Raw genomic sequence first — 19,434 nt, forward strand, 5'->3', positions numbered from 1 at the left:
AGTGTATGTGTCTGTTCAGAAAATATTGGCATAAATTATCAAGATTGTTTAATAGACAATTAGATTATTTTTTAGATAATAAGTTATTGCCTGCTGTGGAAAGACTTTTATTTTCACAAAACTTCGCGAGATTTATTCAAAGAAACTCTAAGCAAGCTACGGAAGAAGTTATTGAATCAAGTAGATTTCAATCTATTATTTGTAACATTTTAAAAGAATGCAATACATCACCTTTTAAAGAAATTGCAAAGCAGTATTTAGGTAAAAGCGTAGAGATTACGGTGACAGTTGGACAATTAACAGGTGTTATTGTAGCAGTTGGTGATGACTTTTTAACATTGCAAGAAGGAATAGGAACTGAAGTTTTATTACCATTTACAAGTATTATATCAATTAAAGAAGCTTAAGAAAGGAGAGTTATATATGTTATTTACTGATGAATTACGTAACCATGTTGGCGAACTAGTGCAAGTTGTGACAGCTGTAGAAATCATTGCAGGCGTTCTTTTATCTGTGACGGATGGGGCAGTAATTGTTCGTACTTCTCCTTCTTATGGACCACCAGAAGATGTAGTTGTGCGTATTCCTATTATTGCTTATGTTCGCTTGGAAGGGTAAGAGTGATACAAGTATGAGAGTGTCAGTTGTTATTCCAGTGCATAATGAAGCAAGTACTTTATCAAAAGTTTTAGTAGAGGTAAGAAAACTCGAACCATATGAAGTTATCATAGTAGATAATGGATCTACAGATGGGACGAAGGAAATAGCATTACAGCATAATTGCCGTGTGATTTATTATAGAGATTCTCTTGGTAATGATGTGGGACGGGCAATTGGTGCTAGAGAAGCAAAAGGTGAGATTGTTTTGTTTTTAGATGGTGATATCGTCATGAAAAGTGAAGAATTATACAATTTTATTAAAGGAATACGACAAGGGCATGAGATTGTTTTAAATAATTTAACATGGTCCGTTTACTTGAAGATGAGACCGCATTATACGACGGTTGGAAAATATATGTTAAATCGTTATTTGAACAAGAAAGAGTTTGTTGTAGGATCTTTAATTGCAATACCACATGCGATAAGTCGTAAAGTGATTGAAAAACTGGGGTGGTGGAATTTAGCAGATCCAGCATTATTTCAAGCGATGGCGATGTCTAGAGGAGTAGATATTTCTGATATGGCTTCAGTTGATGTCATCTACACAAATAAAGTTCGACCTGTGCATACTGGTACATCACCTGGCTCTCCTTATCCGAAAGCGACTAGTCGTATTATGGGTGATCATTTGCGAGCTTTACAATACGTAATCGAAACATATGGTAAACGCGGTGGTTTTTCAGAGAACAATAGAGATAGAGAGTTTGTAGGAAAGTATAAACCAGTTTTATTACAAAAGAATAAAGCGAAATATAGTGCCATTATCCCAGTATCAGAAGAGAAAATAACCATAAGGTCTGTTATAAAAGAAGTGAAAGAAGCAGGTGTAGATGAAATTATAGTTGTCGCGAATGGAGCAGATGTTGAGACTGTTAAACAGGCAAAGCTAGAGAATGTTATTGTTGTTGAATTTACGAAGGCGCTTGGACATAATGTAGCACGAGCAATAGGTGCCATGCATGCTACGGCAGATATTTGTTTATTCGTTGATAGTGATCTTGTTATTCCAGCAAAAAAACTCACTCTATTTTTACATGCTGTTGAAGATGGAAATGACGTGGTGTTAAATGATTTACAATGCTTATTAGATATGTTTCATCCAGCAGATCCAATTAGTATGGGAAAATACTTTGTGAATTTGATAGCGAAACGACCAGATTTATGGAATAACTCACTAACTGCTGTACCACATGCCATTCATAAGAAGGTAATAGAGAAAATAGGATATGATTCCCTTATCATTCCGCCATTAGCACAAGTGAAAGCTATTTTAGAAGGATTCTCTATTACAACAGTAGAGTTAGTAGATGTTATAAAAACAAATCGCGTACGTCCAGAGCAACACGAATTTGTAAATGGGCGTATTTCAGCATTTGATCGTATTTTCGGTGATCAACTTGAAGCGGTTGCGTATTTATTACAATGTACGGACGAACGTGGTGGTTTTACAGATGGAGATAGAGATAGAGATGTAATTCAACAATTGAGAAGGGAAGAAGAGAATACAAATGAATAGTAGTAAAGTAGCTATTATTGGGCTAGGGTATGTTGGCCTTCCTTTAGCGGTACATTTTGCAGAAAGAGGGCATACAGTACTTGGATTAGATAAAGATATTAGAAAAATAGACTCAATTATAAAAGGAGAAAGTTATATTCCGGATGTTTCTTCTAAAGAGTTACAAAGTTTATTGACGAAAAAAAAATTAACAGTAAATACACCGGATCAAGGCATTGCTGATTTTCAAAATAGTGATTATGTTATTGTCACTGTCCCGACTCCAATTAATGAACAAAGAGAACCAGACTTAAGTGCCCTCATTTCAGCTTCGCATTATATACAACAAAACCTTCAAAAAGGACAAACCTTCATTTTTGAAAGCTCCACATATCCAGGCACACTTGAAGAAGTCATCCTACCTATTATTTCTCAAAATGGTAAAAAGGTAGGGGAAGATTTCTATATCGGATATTCCCCTGAGAGAATTGATCCAGCAAATAGTCAATATTCAGTTCAAGCTATTCCAAAAGTTATTAGTGGACAAACAGAAAAGTGTAAACAAAAGGTACAGGATTTATATAGTACCATTTTTGACGAAGTTGTACCTGTTAGCTCTCCGAAAGTAGCAGAGATGTGCAAGCTATTTGAAAATATTCAGCGCTTAGTTAACATTTCTTTAGTAAATGAACTAAACACACTATGTGAAAGTTTAGGCATTGATTTTTATGAGGCCATTGAAGCGGCATCTACAAAACCATTTGGGTTTACTCCGTATTGGCCAGGGCCAGGGATAGGGGGACACTGTATTCCCGTAGACCCTTTATATTTTCAATGGAGAATAAAAAAGAATGGGGCAATTAGTCAATTAATTGAGGCTGCACATATAATTAATGAAGAAATGCCAGAGAAAATGGTCCGGAAAGTAAAAAGTGTGGTGCAATTACCTGCAACGGTGTTAATTGTAGGGATTGCGTATAAAAAAGATGTAAATGATTTGAGAGAATCACCAGCGTTACCGATTATTCAATTATTAAGAAATCAAGGATACGAGATAGAATATCATGATCCTTATATTTCTTCCGCAGAAATTGGAGATAAGGTGTACCAATCTGTTTCTTTAGATGAAGAAAAAGTTAAAAAAGCGGATTGTATTTTAATTTTAACGGATCATTCTAATATTGATTGGAAGCTTTTTAAAGGAATGGATCGAGTAATAGATACACGCGGGATTGTAAAGAAGGTGAGTAAATGAGTAAGAAATGTTTAATTACAGGTGGGGCCGGATTTATCGGGTCGCATTTAGCTGAAGAGTTGATGAGAAGAGGTTATGAGGTCACTGTTGTGGATAACTTTTATAAAGGTAAAAATAAGTACCATAAAGAGTTAATGAAAGAAATCCGTGTTATTCCAATAAGTGTTTTAGATAAAAATTCTATTTATGAATTAGTAGATCAGCATGATGTCGTGTTTCATTTAGCAGCAATTTTAGGTGTGAAAACAACAATGGAAAAAAGTATAGAGCTCATAGAAACGAATTTTGATGGGACAAGAAATGTTTTACAAGCAGCGTTAAAAGGAAAGAAGAAAGTAGTTTTTGCTTCTACTTCAGAAGTATATGGTAAGGCCAAGCCGCCTTTCTCTGAAGAGGGAGATCGATTGTACGGGGCAACTTCTAAAATTCGTTGGAGTTATGCAGTTTGTAAAACGTTGGAAGAGACATTATGTTTAGGGTACGCATTAGAAGGTTTACCAGTAACGATTGTTCGATACTTTAATATTTATGGTCCAAGAGCGAAAGATGGTCCATATGCAGGAGTAATCCCGCGATTTATCCGCGCGGCACTGCAAGGAGAAGACATTCTCGTATATGGAGATGGAAAGCAGACACGTTGTTTTACGTATGTAAGTGATGCGGTAGAGGCAACAATTCGGGCAATGGATGAGAAGGTAAATGGTGAGATTATTAATATAGGTTCTGAGAATGAAAAGAGCATAAAAGAAGTAGCAGAAGTAATTAAAAAATTAACGAATTCTTCTTCGAAGATTGTCCAAGTGCCTTTTGAAGAAGTATATCCTCATGGTTTTGAAGAAATTCCAAATAGAAGACCAGATGTAACAAAATTAAAAGAGCTTGTTCAATTTCAGGCGAAAGTAACGTGGGAAAACGGATTGAAGGAAACAATTAAGTGGTTTCGTGAACAAAACAATGGCTAAGTCATTATCTGTTATTATTCCTGCATGTAATGAGGTCGATACGATTTCAGACGTTATTCAATCGGTAAGACCATTAAATCCAGTAGAAATCATTGTAGTAGCAAACGGTTGTAATGATGGAACAGAAGATGTTGCAGATCGTTTAGGGTGTAAAGTAATCAAGCATACAGAGCTACTAGGGAACGATGTTGGACGTGCAGTCGGCGCAAAACATGCGATAGGTGATGTATTACTATTTATAGATGGTGATTTTGCTATTCCAACTTCAAAATTAAAATTATTCCTTAATCCGATTTTATACGATCAGGCAGATGTAGTTTTAAATAATTTGGATGCATTATTTTTAAAAAGGCAAAAAACCACTTCTATTACAGTATGGCGCCAAATATTAAATGCAATGTTAGAGCGTGAAGAATTAAAAATGAATTCTTTATTAGATGTACCTCATGCGCTGACGAAAGAAGTCGTTCAAAGCATCGGATATGAATGTTTTGTTAATCCTATTGTGGCTCATTTACGCCTAGTTCAAAGTAAATGGAGAATTAGTCGTCATTGTGCTATTGACGTTATTACGCCGAATAAATTTCGTCCATTCCAGCATGCTGCATATGGGACAAATCTTTCCCAATCTGAAAAAAGAATGATAGGTGATCATATAGAAGCAGTAGCAGAACGGATATTAAGCAGTGATGAGCGCGGAGGATATTATGATGGAAATAGGAAAAGGGATAGTGTCTATCATACTTTAAGTTTTGAAGAGTTTTATCAAGGGTGGGGTGTTACATCTGATTTCTATAAAGGAAAGCAACTATCGGTTGTTATTCCCGTACAAGATGAAGAGAAAACAATTGGAAACGTTATAGAAGAGCTTCGCAAAATTGAACCCTTCGAAATTATCGTTGTCGTAAATGGTTCGTCAGATAAAACGAAAAAAATTGCAAAAGACAAAGGGGCAACGACAATTGTATATAAAGAAGCACTCGGAAATGATGTGGGGCGCTCACTTGGAACGTATTTTGCAAAAGGAGAAATTGTGTTATTTATAGATGGCGATTTTGTTATTCCAGCGAGTGAGCTATATCCTTTTGCGAAAGCTATTGCAGATGGAACAGATGTTGCATTAAATGATCTAAATCATTATTTAGATTTAAGAGTACCGCTTCATCTTGTAACTGCATTTAAATATGCATTAAATTTAGCTTGTGATAGAAAAGATCTAGGCGTAGGCTCTCTTATCGCTGTACCGAATGCGTTTAGCCGTAAGTGTTTGAAAGAAATTGGGTATAGATCTTTACTGGCGCCGTGTGTAGCCCAAGTGAAAGCTATTCTTTCAGGATTTGAAGTTGCATGTGTAAGTCGTGTTGAGGTCGATAAGATGAACCGTATTCGTCCCAGTGAACATTTTGCTAAAATAGGTCATCCACCAGCTGTACTTCGAATTATAGGTGATCATATAGAAGGACTAGATCAAATAATTGCATTAACAGACAATCGTGGCAGATTCTATGATGGCAATAGAAAAAGAGATGTTTTATAGAAGTAACAAAAAAAGTGTACAACATGTGTACACTTTTTTGTTCTGTTATAAAAACTATAACAGATTAGGAGATAAGAGTATTACAGCTCTACAATGGGTATTGTTCTTATATTACAAAATAGGACTCGTATATAAGGATACCAAAAAAATACAATTAAGGAAAGGGTTAATTTTAAAGACTTTTAAATGAAGTTAACACTATATATATAGTAGTTTGCTCAACATTTCACAAACATGTCACAACTATTTCGTTCACTTTCGTAAAAAAGTAGTATTCTAAGTGTGTAAGCTGTTATATAAAAAATCTTAGTCCTGTACTAATCAAAAATGGAGGAGATTAGGATGACTCAAGTATTAGAAAATGTTAAAAACGCATGGGAAAACTTTAAAGGTGAAAAATGGAAAGCAGAGATTGATGTTCGCGATTTCATTTTAAATAATGTAAACGTTTTCGAAGGGGACGAATCTTTCTTAGCAGAAGCAACTGAAGCAACGAAACAACTTTGGGATCAAGTAATGGATTTAACAACGAAAGAACGTGAAAACGGTGGCGTTCTTGATATGGATACAAAAATTGTTTCTTCTATTACATCACATGACCCAGGATACTTAAATAAAGATATTGAAAAAGTAGTCGGTTTCCAAACTGATAAACCATTTAAACGTTCTTTACAACCATATGGTGGTATTCGTATGGCAGAACAAGCTTGTGAATCTTATGGATACGAAATGGATAAAGAACTTAGTCGTATTTTTAGAGAGTGGAGAAAAACTCATAACCAAGGTGTATTTGATGCATACACACCAGAAATGAGAAATGCACGTAAATCAGGTGTTATTACTGGTCTTCCAGATGCATACGGACGTGGACGTATTATCGGTGACTATCGCCGAGTAGCGTTATATGGTATTGATCATTTAATTGAAGCGAAAAAAGCTGATTTGAATTTAACTGGTGGTGTAATGAGCGAAGATACAATGCGTTTACGCGAAGAGTTATCTGAGCAAATGCGTGCACTTCAAGAGTTAAAAGAAATGGCTGCTTCTCATGGCTTCGATATTTCTAAGCCAGCAACAAATGCACAAGAAGCATTCCAATGGTTATACTTCGCATACCTTGCAGCGATTAAAGAGCAAAACGGAGCTGCAATGAGTCTTGGACGTACTTCTACATTCTTAGATATTTACATTGAAAGAGATTTAGCAAATGGTACTTTAACAGAAGAAGAAGTACAAGAAATTGTAGATCACTTCATTATGAAATTACGTCTTGTGAAATTCGCAAGAACACCTGATTATAATGAATTATTCTCTGGTGACCCAACTTGGGTAACTGAATCTATCGGTGGTATGGCATTAGATGGTCGTCCATTAGTAACAAAGAACTCATTCCGTTTCTTGCATACATTAGATAATTTAGGACCAGCTCCAGAACCAAACTTAACTGTTCTTTGGTCTAAACAATTACCAGAGAACTTTAAAAACTACTGTGCGAAAATGTCTATTAAAACATCAGCAATTCAATATGAAAATGATGACATTATGCGTCCTGAATACGGCGATGATTACGGTATTGCATGTTGCGTATCTGCAATGAGAATCGGTAAACAAATGCAGTTCTTCGGAGCTCGTGCAAACTTAGCGAAAGCATTATTATATGCGATTAACGGTGGTAAAGATGAAAAGTCAAAAGCACAAGTTGGTCCTGAGTACGCACCAATTACTTCTGAAGTATTAAATTATGAAGAAGTTATGCATAAGTTTGATATGACAATGGAATGGTTAGCGGGTCTATATTTAAACACATTAAATGTTATCCATTACATGCATGATAAATATAGCTATGAACGTATTGAAATGGCACTTCATGATACAAACGTTCTTCGTACAATGGCAACAGGTATCGCTGGTCTATCTGTAGTAGCAGATTCATTAAGTGCAATTAAGTACGCAAAAGTAAAACCAATTCGTGATGAAAATGGTATTGCAGTTGACTTCGAGATTGAAGGAGATTTCCCTAAATACGGTAACAATGATGATCGTGTAGATGAGATTGCTGTAAATCTTGTAAAAACATTTATGAATAAACTTCGTAAACATAAAACATACAGAAACTCTGTTCATACAATGTCAATCTTAACAATCACATCTAACGTTGTTTACGGTAAGAAAACTGGTAATACTCCAGATGGCCGCCGTACTGGAGAACCATTTGCACCAGGTGCGAACCCAATGCATGGACGCGATACAAAAGGTGCATTAGCTTCATTATTATCTGTGGCTAAATTACCATATGAAGATGCACAAGATGGTATTTCTAATACATTCTCTATTATTCCGAAAGCACTTGGTAAAGAAGATGATGTACAAGTACGTAACTTAGTATCAATGCTTGATGGCTATGCAGTAAAAGAAGGGCACCACTTAAATATTAACGTATTTAACCGTGAAACATTAATGGATGCAATGGAACATCCTGAGAAGTATCCACAATTAACAATTCGTGTATCTGGTTATGCTGTAAACTTTATTAAATTAACTCGTGAACAACAAATTGATGTAATTAACCGTACAATGCATGAAAGCATGTAAATGAAAAAGGTTTCCCTTCGCTCTTAATATATAGCGAAGGGAGGCTGTTTCAATAAAGGAGGAAGTAACATGGTAAAAGGAAGAATACATTCTGTAGAGTCTTGTGGTACTGTTGATGGCCCGGGGATTCGTTATGTCATATTTACACAAGGGTGTTTATTACGTTGTCAATATTGTCATAATGCTGATACGTGGGAAATCGGTAAAGGTAAAGAAATAACAGTTGAAGAAGTGATGCAGGATGTGACATGTTACCTTCCATTTATTGAAGCTTCCGGAGGCGGTATAACAGTTAGCGGTGGAGAGCCATTATTACAGCTAGACTTTTTAATTGAGTTGTTTAAAAAGTGTAAAGCGGCTGGTATCCATACAACAATCGACTCTTCTGGTGGTTGTTATTCTGAGGAACCAGAATTCCAAAATAAGCTAGATATTTTAATGGATTATACAGATTTAGTTTTATTGGATCTGAAACATATCGATTCCAAAAAGCATCGTAAATTAACAGGGAAATCAAATGAACATATTTTACAATTTGCTCGTTATTTATCGGATAAGAATAAACCGATTTGGGTACGACACGTATTAGTTCCTGGTGTTACGGATAATGAAGAGGATCTACAAAAACTATCTAGCTTTATTCAAAGTCTGTCTAATGTTCAAAAAGTTGAAGTGTTACCATATCATAAGCTTGGTGTATATAAATGGGAGGCGCTTGGACACAAGTATCCACTCGCAAATGTAGAACCACCTACTGAGAAAAATGTAGAACATGCTAAATATATTTTACAAGCGGTCTAATCCAAATATTGGATTAGGCTTTTTGCTTTCTTTACAATAAAATCTAGAGTATATATTGATAAAAGAGTATACTGAAAGTAGAATATCCATAATTTTGTACGGAATAAATGGAGAAATTTACATAATTGTAAAGGGAAATCAAAATAGTAAAAAGAATTAAGAAGTAAAAGAGTGAGTATCATGGAATAGAGAACATTTGTAAGTTATTGCGAAAGCTCTTATAGGAAAGTATAATGTAAAGATATGAGCACAGATAGGATTAAGGGGTCAATCTTATATGCTTTGCATATCCACGACAGGTACATAGCTGAAAGGGAATTATTAGAATCTGTTTATGTAATTTTTAAGGAAAATGTTTTTCCTATTGTCGTATATGCAATATGGAGAAACAAAAAGCTAGGAGTGGATTTGTTTGATAAAAAACCCCAAGGTTTTAATATTAACTGCACATTACGGTAATGGTCATGTGCAAGTAGCAAAAACATTAGAACAAACATTTCGCCAAAAAGGAATTGAAGATGTTATTGTATGCGACTTGTTTGGAGAATCACATCCATTTATAACTGACATTACAAAATATCTATATTTAAAAAGTTATACAATAGGAAAAGAATTATATCGTTTGTTTTATTACGGGGTAGAAAAAATTTATGATAAGAAAATAGCATCTTGGTATGCGAACTTTGGAAGAAAACGTTTGAAAACACTATTACAGGTGGAGAAACCAGATATTGTAATTAATACATTTCCAATTATCGCTGTACCAGAATTGAAGAAACAAACAGGTATTTCAATTCCTGTCTATAACGTATTAACGGATTTTTGCGTGCACAAAATATGGATTCATCGAGAAGTAGATCGTTATTTTGTTGCAACGGATCATGTGAAAGAATTGATGGTTGATATCGGTGTACCTGCGGAACAAATTGTTGAAACAGGAATTCCAATTCGGAGTAGTTTTGAGTTAAAGGTAAATCCAGAAATCATATATACTAAATATCAGTTATGTAAGAATAAAAAGATTTTACTAATTGTAGCAGGTGCTCATGGGGTATTAGGAAATGTAAAAGAACTATGCCAATCATTTATGTCAGTGCCTAATTTACAAGTAGTTGTCGTTTGTGGGAAAAATGAAGCTTTAAAACAGGATTTATTAAGTTTACAGAAGCAAAATTCCGATGTATTAAAAGTGTTTGGGTATGTTGAAAATATTGATGAATTATTCCGTGTTACTTCTTGTATGATTACGAAGCCAGGCGGAATAACATTAAGTGAAGCAGCAGCGTTGCAAGTACCTGTCATTTTATATAAGCCTGTTCCAGGACAAGAAAATGAAAATGCGATGTACTTTGAAAGAAAGGGAGCAGCAGTTGTCATTCGCGATGATAGTGAGGTTTTTGCAAAAACAGAGGCATTATTACAAGATGATGTGAAGCTTCTTCAAATGAAAGAAGCAATGAAAAGCATCTATCTTCCAGAGCCAGCTGGTCATATTGTAGATGCAATTTTGGCAGAAAATCATGCAGAACCGCGTCATATACCTATTAAATCACCTGCTCTTGCACAATCTTTTACTTAATATGAAACCCTCTTTGTATATGTAAAGAGGGTTCTTTATTATTTTCAAAGAAAATTCAGCCAGTTATCCACAAAAGGATTGCGCTTTCATTAAACAGTAAAGTCGGAATATTAACAACTATATCCACATTGTCCACAATTTTTAGAAAAATATCCACAATTAAAACAGCTGATATATGCTTTAATATAGAAAAATATTAAATGTTTTTGAAAATTACTAACAATTCTGTTGGTTTTGTGGATAAAGTTGTCCACAGCAAATAAAGCCCATTATGTATAAGGGGCTTTTTTGCTTACTTCTATCAATCGAGAAAATTATGTAATGAAAATGAATAATTAGGGGGGAAACTTCTAATTATTCATTTTCACTTTAAATGCTTTTCGAGCGATATCCTGCTGCACGATCTGCTTTTTGAAATTCGCGTTGATAGAGAACTTCTTGTGTACTAGATAATGTGTTTTTTGCTTTATCACGTTTCTTTTTATCCATTACAAATCACCTCGTGTCTTAAAGTTACTATTTATCGTTTCCAAAGACATGAGGGGATATACGCATATGGAAAATGTTAATGATTGATTATCATTTCAGAAAATTTAGATTATGCTTCTTTTAATTGATGAGCATCTTGGAAGGTTGTATCTCGCATTGTAGCAAGTGTGTATTGATCTTTTGGAATTTCATATAAGTTATATACTTCTTCGTTTGCGTTAATTTCATCATATACGGCTTTTCTTGTTTCGTTTGCTAGATTCACATATTGCAGTTTTTCTGCAGCTTTAATAGAACGAATATTTATTTTACGAATACGCATGAAAATTGTTTCAATATCTAATTCATAGAAAAGTTCACTAAAAAATGAATCTTTTGCCAATTTATTATAGCCTTTTCCATGATATGGTTTGCCAAGCCATGTCCCGAGAAATCCAGCTTTTTCTTGCACATCAAATAAAGTAATTGTTCCGATAGGGTTACCCCATTCATCTAAAATTGTGCGTGAAATTAATTCACCACGCTCTTCAGCTTCAATCGTTTGTTTTGTTAAGAATAAATATTCTTCATAAGAATAAGCCTTTTGACGCACAAAAGGGAAGACAGCTGGATCCACCATTAACTCGTATAGAACGTGGCTGTCGTGTAAGTCGCGTTTTTTCAACATACTAACTCCTCCTCACACGAGGGTAGCATGACGAAAAAACACCCCACCCTCGAAATTTTTATATCAATCTTTAAAAAATTTCGGGGTGGGAATCGAACCCACTAGAACCAGTTTCTAACGCTGGTGGCGCACCATTTGCCTTCCCCATTCATCAATTTGAAAATGATAATCACGACACAAATTGATTATGGTTTCATTCAGTTTATAATCGTATAATACTTTATCTAGTCAAAAAAATAAACTAGTTTTTTTTATTTTTTTTGTAAATTATTTTTCCATCAATCATAGTTAGTACAGGCTTGGCTAAATAATGGAAAGGATGATGAGTCCATAACACGAGATCGGCGTCTTTTCCAACCTCGATGCTTCCAATTCTATCCTCTAAACGCAAATTTCGCGCTGGGAATATGGTGATTCCTTCTAGTGCTGTTTTCTCGTCTAATCCTTCTCTTACTGCGACAGCGGCACAAATATTTAAATATTGAATGGGTGTATAGGGATGATCTGTTGTTATAGAAACTTCCACACCATTTTTAGATAATATATGGTAAGTATCCCATGTCTTGTTTTTTAGTTCGATTTTAGAACGACGTGTCAGAGTGGGACCAACTGAAACCTTCAAATTATGTTTCGAAAGCTCTTCAACAAGAAAGTGTCCTTCTGTACAATGTTCAATACGTAGATCGAGGTTGAATTCCGTTGCAAAGCGTAGCGCAGAACTAATATCATCTGCTCGGTGAGCGTGGATACGTACGGGTATTTCACGACGTAATGCTTTTAAAATAGGAAGCATTCGAAAATCAGCTTCGTGCCCGTAGTGTTGTGCTTCATAGAATGATTCCCGAAGTAACCCCATAATCCCCATACGTGTAATGGATTCTTTTGTTCCATTACTATGGACTTTTTTAGGATTTTCTCCAAAGGCAATCTTTAAACCAGCAGGTTCTTGAATAATCATATGATCAATACAAGTTCCAGCTGTTTTTATTACACAAGTAGTCCCCCCGATAATATTTTGACTGCCAGGCATAACGTGAACGGTTGTAATTCCGTTTTGTACAGCGTCTTGAAAGGCGATATCCAAAGGATGGATTCCATCTAAAGAACGAATATGTGGTGTTGAAACTTCAGATGTTTCATTGGCATCATTTCCAGCCCAACCAGTGCCTTCATCATAGAGACCAAGGTGAGTATGGACATCAATAAAGCCAGGTAAGAGATGGAGTGCTCGTGCATCTATAACGGTCATATCTTGAGTAGGTTGAATAAAAGGTTTGACCTCGGTAATTCGCTCTCCTGTAACGAGTACATCGCCTTGAAACTTTTGAGATGTAATAGGGTATACAATGGCTTGTTTGAGCAATATTTTCATAGGTACCTCATTTCTGTTACTTTATAATGCTAATGGAAGTTAAGGGAAAGTAACTGAAAGGTTATTTGTATGGTAATGCTTCGGATCCTAGAAAATGAAAGTTTTGAAAGAGCCCATGTAAAATTGTGTTTTAGAAGTACTACATTGTATGCGAAAGTATATTTTGTAATGCATGGTCTATTGCCGGAAATGTGTATTGGTATCCATGTTCAATTGCCTTAATGGGTAATACACGTTGCCCTTCTAGTACAAGTATGCTCATTTCACCTAATAAAGTTTGAATGATAAATGAAGGTACAGGCAACCAATGAGGCTTGTTCATTATAGTTGCAATGTTTTCTCCAAATTCCTTCATTCTTATGGGTGTTGGTGCTGTCATATTAAGAGGACCATCAATTTCTTTTTTGTGTATGATGAAATCCATCATACGAACGACATCGTCTATATGAATCCATGATAACCATTGTTTCCCAGAACCAATGGTGCCGCCGATATAGAATTGATAGGGAAGTAGCATTTTTGGAAGAGCTCCTCCATTTGCACCTAATACGACTCCAAATCTTGCGTAGATTGTTCGTATTCCGAGAGAACGTGCTTTAGATGCTTCTTGTTCCCATGAATATACTGTATTTGCTAAAAAGTCATTTCCAGGAGTCTCATGCTGTTCTGTAAAAGACTCTATTTCAGATGTTCCGTAGTATCCAATAGCACTTGCGTTAATAAATGTGTGTGGCTTTGTATGGAGTCCCTGCAATTGTTTAATGAGTCCTTTTGTTGTTTGAATTCTACTGTTTAAAATGGCTTTCTTTTGTTGCTTTGTCCATCTACTATTAATAGACTCTCCGGCTAGATTAATAACTACATCAATAGAAGAGAGGGGGAAGGTTTGTAAATCTGGTGTCCATTGAACATACTGAAGGTTAGGGTCGGAAGTTTCAGTAGTTTTTTTTCGTGTGAGAATGTAAACAGTATATCCTTTTTGAATAAAAAAAGTAGAAAGGGATTTACCGATAAAGCCTGTACCACCAGAAATTGCGATTTTCACAAGTATTTCCTCCTCATTATATATATTCTTGAAAAGAAAAAATGTTCCTCGACTATGTTAAAATAATAGAGAGGTGAGAGTATGGCTGTCATTACAAAAATAGAAGTACAAAAACGATCGAAAGAACGATTTAATATTTATATTGATAAAGGTCAAGGCGAAGAGTACGGATTTAGTGTGGATCAAGTAATCTTAATAAAACATGGATTACAAAAGGGCTTAGAAATTGATGAAATCGAGTTAGGGAATATTTTGTACAATGAAGAAGTACAAAAAGCATATTTACAAGCAATCTCCTATTTATCCTATCAAATGAGAACAAAACAAGAAATAGAAGATTTTTTACGAAAAAAAGAAGTGGGACAGGCCATCATCTCTGAAGTCGTTTCGAAATTATTACATGACCGATATATTAATGATAAAGAGTATGCTGTTTTATATACGCGAACGCAAAGTAATGTGAATCGAAAAGGTCCAACTGTTATTAAAAGAGAGTTATTAAATAAAGGTGTTCAGGATTTAATTATTACACATAGTTTACAAGAATATCCGAAGGAAAAGCAAATTGAGAATGCCTTGTTTCTCATAGAGAAGAAGAAAAAATCTTATCAAAAACATTCTTTTTTACAAATGAAACTAAAGTTAGATGAGATGCTTGTTCGAAAAGGATATTCTAGAGAAGTAATTCAAATTTGTTTGGAAGAATTGAAAGACGAAAAAGATGACGAAAAGCAACAAGAAGCGTTACACTATCATGGGAATAAATATTATGAGAAATATAAGAAGCATGATGGATGGACATTTGAAAACAAGATGAAACAAGCGTTATATCGAAAAGGATTCTCTATTGATGAAATCGAGATATTTTTGCAAATGAAACGCGAAGAGGAATGAGGAGAATAAGATGAATATGCCAAAACGCTACAGTGAAATGACACCGCATGAGCTAAGGGAAGAAATTGGCGCTTTGAAGGAGCAAGCAGTAAAAGCTGAGCAGCTTGGGATTGTCAATGAATTTGATGTATTAATGAGAAAAATGGCAATGGCTCGTGCTTATATGACGGATATAAACAAGTTCCATATTGGTGAAACATATGAATTAGTAGAAGAACCTGGTGTATTATTTAAAATTACGTATTTCAATGGGGTATTTGCTTGGGGATATAAGCAAAATGATAATGAAGAGATTGGCATACCAATTTCCTTATTGCAAGAAAAATAAAAACCAGAGAGCACATATCTCTCTGGTTTTCATCTTTGGTAGGCGTTAAAGGAGATAGGAGATTCTAAAATTGGCGTTTTTTACATTCATTTGCCAATATAATGAGAGACTGGGTTTGTTGCGTCTGTCCGTTAACTTGCGCTTTCGCATGTTTTGGACGAGTCCACGTATGGTTAAATAATTCAGAACGACTATCTAAGCGATCACGGTAGCTCATCTTTATCACCTCGTGTAGGAAGTTAATTTAATTTGTACTACTCTTCCTGCTGATTTGCAGCACGCATACGTTCTTGTGGGTGCGTGTTAATTGTGCCGTTAGGTCGTTTCGAAGCGAAGCGTGATTTCGCTTTCGGTTGACCGTCGATTTTGCTGTTGTTTTTTGACTCAGACCAAAATTCGGCTTGTTTACCCATTGCGAACGCCCTCCTCATTATCGGTTGATACCTTTTTAAGAAGTATCAATTATAGAATGTGCAAAATTGAAGAAACTATCCTTTAGAAATGAAGGGATAAATAGGTAAAAGGAGATTATAATATGAATGATATTTATGAAACATTAACGAAAGAATTATTAGACAAGAATGACAAGCTTTCTTACGCACAAGCTCGTGCGTGGGTTGAGTTACTATGGGAAGATTTTCAAACAACTTATGCAAAATCAGGTCGTTATCAAGGCGATGAAATGACGGAACAAGTGGTACGATCATGGATTAATAATCATGGTGTACGCCTTCATGAAATGCGGACAAATAATCCGAAGTATAGTCATTTAATTAATCAAGAAGATCATTTGAAACATTAAAAAAAGCGACTTAAGTCGCTTTTTTTAATGTGGAAGTAATTCCAGTTTTTTTCGAAGCTTTTCTTCACTAAAGATCCATCCTGTATAGGAATTAATAATATTTAAATTGTGGTCGAGCTGAACGATTGCAACAAATGGATAATAATCTTTACTTCGATATCGTAAATCAATGAATCGTACTTCATAATAATGGTCATGATCAAAAATATCCCAGCGATATACAGGAGAGAAAGATAGGAAGGCTGAGATGTTTTCATCTTGTTTAGCTGCTCGCATAATATTGTTGTCTGGGAACGGTACCCGATCGAACTTGTCATATATCATGATGTTACCACGGTGCCATCTCGCAACGTAGTAATAATCAGCCGTAACGACTGCTAAATGGTAATGATAAAATCGGTAAGAAGGAGAAATGATAATCTTTTCGACATTTTTGAAACGTTTGTGTACAACGCTTCTTATATTTCTGTGCATCATAATCCGTCCGATATAGTAAACAATCATTAATATATATGCCGCTAAAGCTGTATATCCCTTATGAGAACCGACGAGCATGCAAGCAATTGCAAGTATATGGATAAAGAAAATTACGGTATCGAATGTATTAATTATGCCAAGTGCGACCCATTTTTTTGTGAAAGGTCGTAATGCTTGTGTACCATAGGCGTTGAAAATATCTACAAAGACGTGAAGAAAGACGGCAATAAATGACCAAAGTAGTAGATGAAGATATGGAGCTTCTGAAAAGAAGGCGAAAGAGATGCCACTTATAAGGAATGACCAAAGAATTACCGCGGGAATAGAATGAGTAATCCCACGATGATTTCTTATATATTTAGCGTTATTACGCAATTTTAGAACTGTGTCAATGTCAGGAATGTTGGAACCAGCAATTGTAGCAAGCATAACAGCTTGGGGGCCAATATCACTTTGTGCTATGGCTGGATCTAATGTTGCTAAGCTACCTAAAGTGACACCCATAACAAGGTGAGTGGCTGTGTCCATAGAAATCCACCTCCGTTTTTTATTAATGTAACTCTTTTTATTCGATACCTCAAGTCCTTTGCCTTCTATTTCCTATGTCATCTTACTTAAATTTTTTCCTAAAATCTTTATAATAGTACTTATATGCAAAAAAATGAGGGGGATCAAGTTTGACACTTGAAATACTAAACAATTTTAATATAGAGCAGTTTCAAAATGATTTAATTGGTTGGTTTGAAGAAGAACAGCGTGACTTACCGTGGAGAAAGAATAAAGATCCATACCGTGTTTGGGTTTCTGAAATTATGTTGCAGCAAACAAGAGTAGAAGCTGTAAAACCATATTACGCAAATTTTATGGGGAAGTTTCCTACACTTGAAGCGTTAGCGAACGCAGATGATGAAGAAGTATTAAAAGCATGGGAAGGTTTAGGATATTATTCTAGAGCACGTAATTTACATGCGGCAGTAAAAGAGGTAAAAGAAGTATACGGTGGGGTTGTACCAAGTGATGTAAAGAAAATTGAAAAGTTAAAAGGAGTAGGACCATATACAAAAGGTGCTATTTTAAGTATCGCATATGGTATACCAGAGCCGGCAGTTGATGGAAATGTTATGCGTGTATTATCTCGTATTTTATCAGTATGGGATGATATTGCAAAACCAAAGACTCGAAAAGTTTTTGAAGAGATTGTGCGTGAAATTATTTCAGTAGAAAACCCATCTTATTTTAATCAAGGATTGATGGAATTAGGTGCATTGATTTGTATTCCTAAAAATCCATCGTGCTTACTTTGTCCTGTGCGTGAGCATTGCAGAGGATATGCTGAAGGTGTTCAAAAAGAATTACCAGTAAAAAGTAAAGCGAAAGCTCCTAAAATGGTACCTATTGTTGCAGGCGTACTTCAAACTGAAGACGGTCGTTACGTTATTAATAAACGTCCAAGTACAGGTTTGTTAGCTAACATGTGGGAGTTTCCTAATGCTGAACTTGGAGAAGGTATTCGAAATCAGAAGGAACAGCTTATAGATTATATGAAAGAAAAATTTGAGCTCGAGGTTTCTATTGATGAATACGCAATGAATGTACAACATACGTTTACACATCGTACTTGGGATATATTTGTATTTTACGGAAAAGTAACCGGTAATATTGTTGATACAGATACATTAAAATTTGTATCGAAAGAGGTGTTTGAGCAATTACCTTTCTCAAAATCACACCGTACTATTTATGAAAATTGTGTGGAGAAAATTACAATGCAATAAATAAAAAAGTGTTCCCAATCTAGGGAACACTTTTTTAATCGTAAGAAATTTTTGTCCCATGAGTCCAACTAGCTTCACCTTCTTGTAAGCCGCCTCTTGATTCAATTTCTACTACAATTTCTTTGTAAATACTCTGCCCTTCTACATTTAAATAAGGCAGAACCTGTTGTAGTGAGTGATGAAAATAAGCTAATTCATCTTCTTTCCATTCATTTTTTGAAATCATCGTTAGTTCAGTCATATCGCGTCCTATATACATATTTCCACCTCCATTTCTTATAGTTTGAATAAGTAACAAAAGATATATGCGGAAATTATTCAAAAGAAAATTACGGATAGCTTCTAAGTGAATTGGTTACATTATTGATTGTGGAGGTGAGAAAGATGAGTAAAAAACAACAAGGTTATAACAAGGCAACTTCTGGTGCTAGCATTCAAAGTACAAATGCTAGTTATGGTACAGAATTTGCAACTGAAACAAATGTACAAGCAGTAAAACAAGCAAACGCACAATCAGAAGCAAAGAAAGCACAAGCTTCTGGTGCACAAAGTGCAAACGCTAGTTATGGTACAGAATTTGCAACTGAAACAGACGTGCATGCTGTGAAAAAACAAAATGCTAAGTCAGCTGCAAAACAATCACAATCTTCTAGCTCAAATCAGTAATGAAAGAAAAACACTTCTCTAATTCGGGAGAAGTGTTT

General features: G+C 35.2%; 23 protein-coding genes. 15 read left to right on the forward strand and 8 right to left on the reverse strand.

Going from position 1 to position 19,434, the window contains the following annotated elements:
- The first annotated feature begins 5 nt into the window (after positions 1-5).
- From ACTFR3_RS21560 to ACTFR3_RS21605, 10 genes are all read left to right on the forward strand, one after another.
- Positions 6-407, forward strand: a complete 402-nt coding sequence (locus ACTFR3_RS21560) for a hypothetical protein (RefSeq protein WP_000335532.1) — start codon at positions 6-8, stop codon at positions 405-407.
- A gap of 16 nt (positions 408-423) precedes the next feature.
- Positions 424-618 carry a hypothetical protein gene (locus ACTFR3_RS21565; protein WP_000899469.1) on the forward strand — a complete coding sequence of 65 codons (195 nt, stop codon included), beginning with the start codon at positions 424-426 and terminating at the stop codon, positions 616-618.
- 13 nt (positions 619-631) lie between these two features.
- Positions 632-2,176, forward strand: coding sequence for a glycosyltransferase family 2 protein (locus ACTFR3_RS21570; protein ID WP_001266466.1), 1,545 nt, complete (start codon positions 632-634; stop codon positions 2,174-2,176).
- On the forward strand, positions 2,169-3,410 hold the full coding sequence (locus ACTFR3_RS21575) for a nucleotide sugar dehydrogenase (RefSeq protein WP_001088925.1): 1,242 nt from the start codon (positions 2,169-2,171) through the stop codon (positions 3,408-3,410). The genes ACTFR3_RS21570 and ACTFR3_RS21575 overlap by 8 nt, the downstream gene beginning before the upstream one ends.
- Positions 3,407-4,372: an NAD-dependent epimerase/dehydratase family protein gene (locus ACTFR3_RS21580; RefSeq protein ID WP_000037020.1), complete on the forward strand. Its 966-nt coding sequence runs from the start codon at positions 3,407-3,409 to the stop codon at positions 4,370-4,372. The genes ACTFR3_RS21575 and ACTFR3_RS21580 overlap by 4 nt, the downstream gene beginning before the upstream one ends.
- Complete coding sequence (locus ACTFR3_RS21585; RefSeq protein WP_440044806.1) at positions 4,365-5,909, forward strand: glycosyltransferase family 2 protein; 1,545 nt, start codon at positions 4,365-4,367, stop codon at positions 5,907-5,909. Before ACTFR3_RS21580 ends, ACTFR3_RS21585 begins: the two co-directional genes overlap by 8 nt.
- Positions 5,878-6,099 carry a hypothetical protein gene (locus ACTFR3_RS21590; RefSeq protein WP_002094217.1) on the forward strand — a complete coding sequence of 74 codons (222 nt, stop codon included), beginning with the start codon at positions 5,878-5,880 and terminating at the stop codon, positions 6,097-6,099. Before ACTFR3_RS21585 ends, ACTFR3_RS21590 begins: the two co-directional genes overlap by 32 nt.
- Before the next feature lie 152 nt (positions 6,100-6,251).
- A complete protein-coding gene (gene pflB / locus ACTFR3_RS21595; RefSeq protein WP_000195471.1) occupies positions 6,252-8,501 on the forward strand; it encodes a formate C-acetyltransferase in 2,250 nt (749 codons plus the stop codon).
- Between the two features lie 69 nt (positions 8,502-8,570).
- Positions 8,571-9,302 carry a pyruvate formate-lyase-activating protein gene (pflA, locus tag ACTFR3_RS21600; RefSeq protein WP_000238459.1) on the forward strand — a complete coding sequence of 244 codons (732 nt, stop codon included), beginning with the start codon at positions 8,571-8,573 and terminating at the stop codon, positions 9,300-9,302.
- Between the two features lie 412 nt (positions 9,303-9,714).
- Positions 9,715-10,881, forward strand: a complete 1,167-nt coding sequence (locus ACTFR3_RS21605) for a diglucosyl diacylglycerol synthase (RefSeq protein WP_000594693.1) — start codon at positions 9,715-9,717, stop codon at positions 10,879-10,881.
- Positions 10,882-11,250: 369 nt separating this feature from the next.
- Here ACTFR3_RS21605 and ACTFR3_RS21610 read toward each other — a convergent pair whose 3' ends face one another.
- From ACTFR3_RS21610 to ACTFR3_RS21625, 4 genes are all read right to left on the reverse strand, one after another.
- A complete protein-coding gene (locus ACTFR3_RS21610) occupies positions 11,251-11,370 on the reverse strand; it encodes a YfhE family protein (RefSeq protein WP_000358482.1) in 120 nt (39 codons plus the stop codon).
- Between the two features lie 109 nt (positions 11,371-11,479).
- Complete coding sequence (locus ACTFR3_RS21615) at positions 11,480-12,037, reverse strand: GNAT family N-acetyltransferase (protein WP_000914737.1); 558 nt, start codon at positions 12,035-12,037, stop codon at positions 11,480-11,482.
- Positions 12,038-12,278: 241 nt separating this feature from the next.
- Positions 12,279-13,409, reverse strand: coding sequence for an amidohydrolase (locus ACTFR3_RS21620; protein ID WP_000698319.1), 1,131 nt, complete (start codon positions 13,407-13,409; stop codon positions 12,279-12,281).
- Between the two features lie 139 nt (positions 13,410-13,548).
- On the reverse strand, positions 13,549-14,454 hold the full coding sequence (locus ACTFR3_RS21625; protein ID WP_000684382.1) for a TIGR01777 family oxidoreductase: 906 nt from the start codon (positions 14,452-14,454) through the stop codon (positions 13,549-13,551).
- An 81-nt stretch (positions 14,455-14,535) separates the two neighbouring features.
- On the opposite strand from ACTFR3_RS21625, the gene recX reads away from it, so the two are divergent.
- Both recX and ACTFR3_RS21635 read left to right on the forward strand, forming a co-directional pair.
- Positions 14,536-15,348: a recombination regulator RecX gene (gene recX, locus ACTFR3_RS21630; RefSeq protein ID WP_000268502.1), complete on the forward strand. Its 813-nt coding sequence runs from the start codon at positions 14,536-14,538 to the stop codon at positions 15,346-15,348.
- Positions 15,349-15,358: 10 nt separating this feature from the next.
- Positions 15,359-15,676, forward strand: a complete 318-nt coding sequence (locus tag ACTFR3_RS21635; protein WP_001057020.1) for a YfhH family protein — start codon at positions 15,359-15,361, stop codon at positions 15,674-15,676.
- Between the two features lie 64 nt (positions 15,677-15,740).
- Here the strand turns inward: ACTFR3_RS21635 and ACTFR3_RS21640 are convergent, their stop codons facing one another.
- Both ACTFR3_RS21640 and ACTFR3_RS21645 read right to left on the reverse strand, forming a co-directional pair.
- On the reverse strand, positions 15,741-15,893 hold the full coding sequence (locus ACTFR3_RS21640; protein WP_000122093.1) for a YpzG family protein: 153 nt from the start codon (positions 15,891-15,893) through the stop codon (positions 15,741-15,743).
- Between the two features lie 37 nt (positions 15,894-15,930).
- Positions 15,931-16,089, reverse strand: coding sequence for a small, acid-soluble spore protein K (locus ACTFR3_RS21645; protein ID WP_000517891.1), 159 nt, complete (start codon positions 16,087-16,089; stop codon positions 15,931-15,933).
- A gap of 122 nt (positions 16,090-16,211) precedes the next feature.
- On the opposite strand from ACTFR3_RS21645, the gene ACTFR3_RS21650 reads away from it, so the two are divergent.
- A complete protein-coding gene (locus ACTFR3_RS21650) occupies positions 16,212-16,478 on the forward strand; it encodes a YfhJ family protein (RefSeq protein ID WP_000998166.1) in 267 nt (88 codons plus the stop codon).
- A 24-nt stretch (positions 16,479-16,502) separates the two neighbouring features.
- On the opposite strand, the gene ACTFR3_RS21655 is transcribed toward ACTFR3_RS21650, so the two are convergent.
- Positions 16,503-17,483, reverse strand: a complete 981-nt coding sequence (locus ACTFR3_RS21655) for a metal-dependent hydrolase (protein WP_000379135.1) — start codon at positions 17,481-17,483, stop codon at positions 16,503-16,505.
- 149 nt (positions 17,484-17,632) lie between these two features.
- Between ACTFR3_RS21655 and mutY the strand changes: the two genes are divergently transcribed.
- The gene (mutY, locus tag ACTFR3_RS21660) at positions 17,633-18,730 is read left to right on the forward strand and encodes an A/G-specific adenine glycosylase (RefSeq protein WP_000171397.1); all 1,098 of its coding nucleotides are present in this window, start codon (positions 17,633-17,635) and stop codon (positions 18,728-18,730) included.
- Between the two features lie 34 nt (positions 18,731-18,764).
- Here mutY and ACTFR3_RS21665 read toward each other — a convergent pair whose 3' ends face one another.
- Positions 18,765-18,989 (reverse strand): hypothetical protein, encoded by a 225-nt coding sequence (locus ACTFR3_RS21665; RefSeq protein WP_000275436.1) that lies wholly within the window; start codon positions 18,987-18,989, stop codon positions 18,765-18,767.
- Between the two features lie 125 nt (positions 18,990-19,114).
- On the opposite strand from ACTFR3_RS21665, the gene ACTFR3_RS21670 reads away from it, so the two are divergent.
- Positions 19,115-19,396 carry a gamma-type small acid-soluble spore protein gene (locus ACTFR3_RS21670; protein WP_000039035.1) on the forward strand — a complete coding sequence of 94 codons (282 nt, stop codon included), beginning with the start codon at positions 19,115-19,117 and terminating at the stop codon, positions 19,394-19,396.
- Positions 19,397-19,434: the final 38 nt, after the last annotated feature.

It is taken from the genome of Bacillus cereus group sp. MYBK14-1, from assembly GCF_051916885.1.
Taxonomy (GTDB): Bacteria; Bacillota; Bacilli; order Bacillales; family Bacillaceae_G; genus Bacillus_A; species Bacillus_A cereus.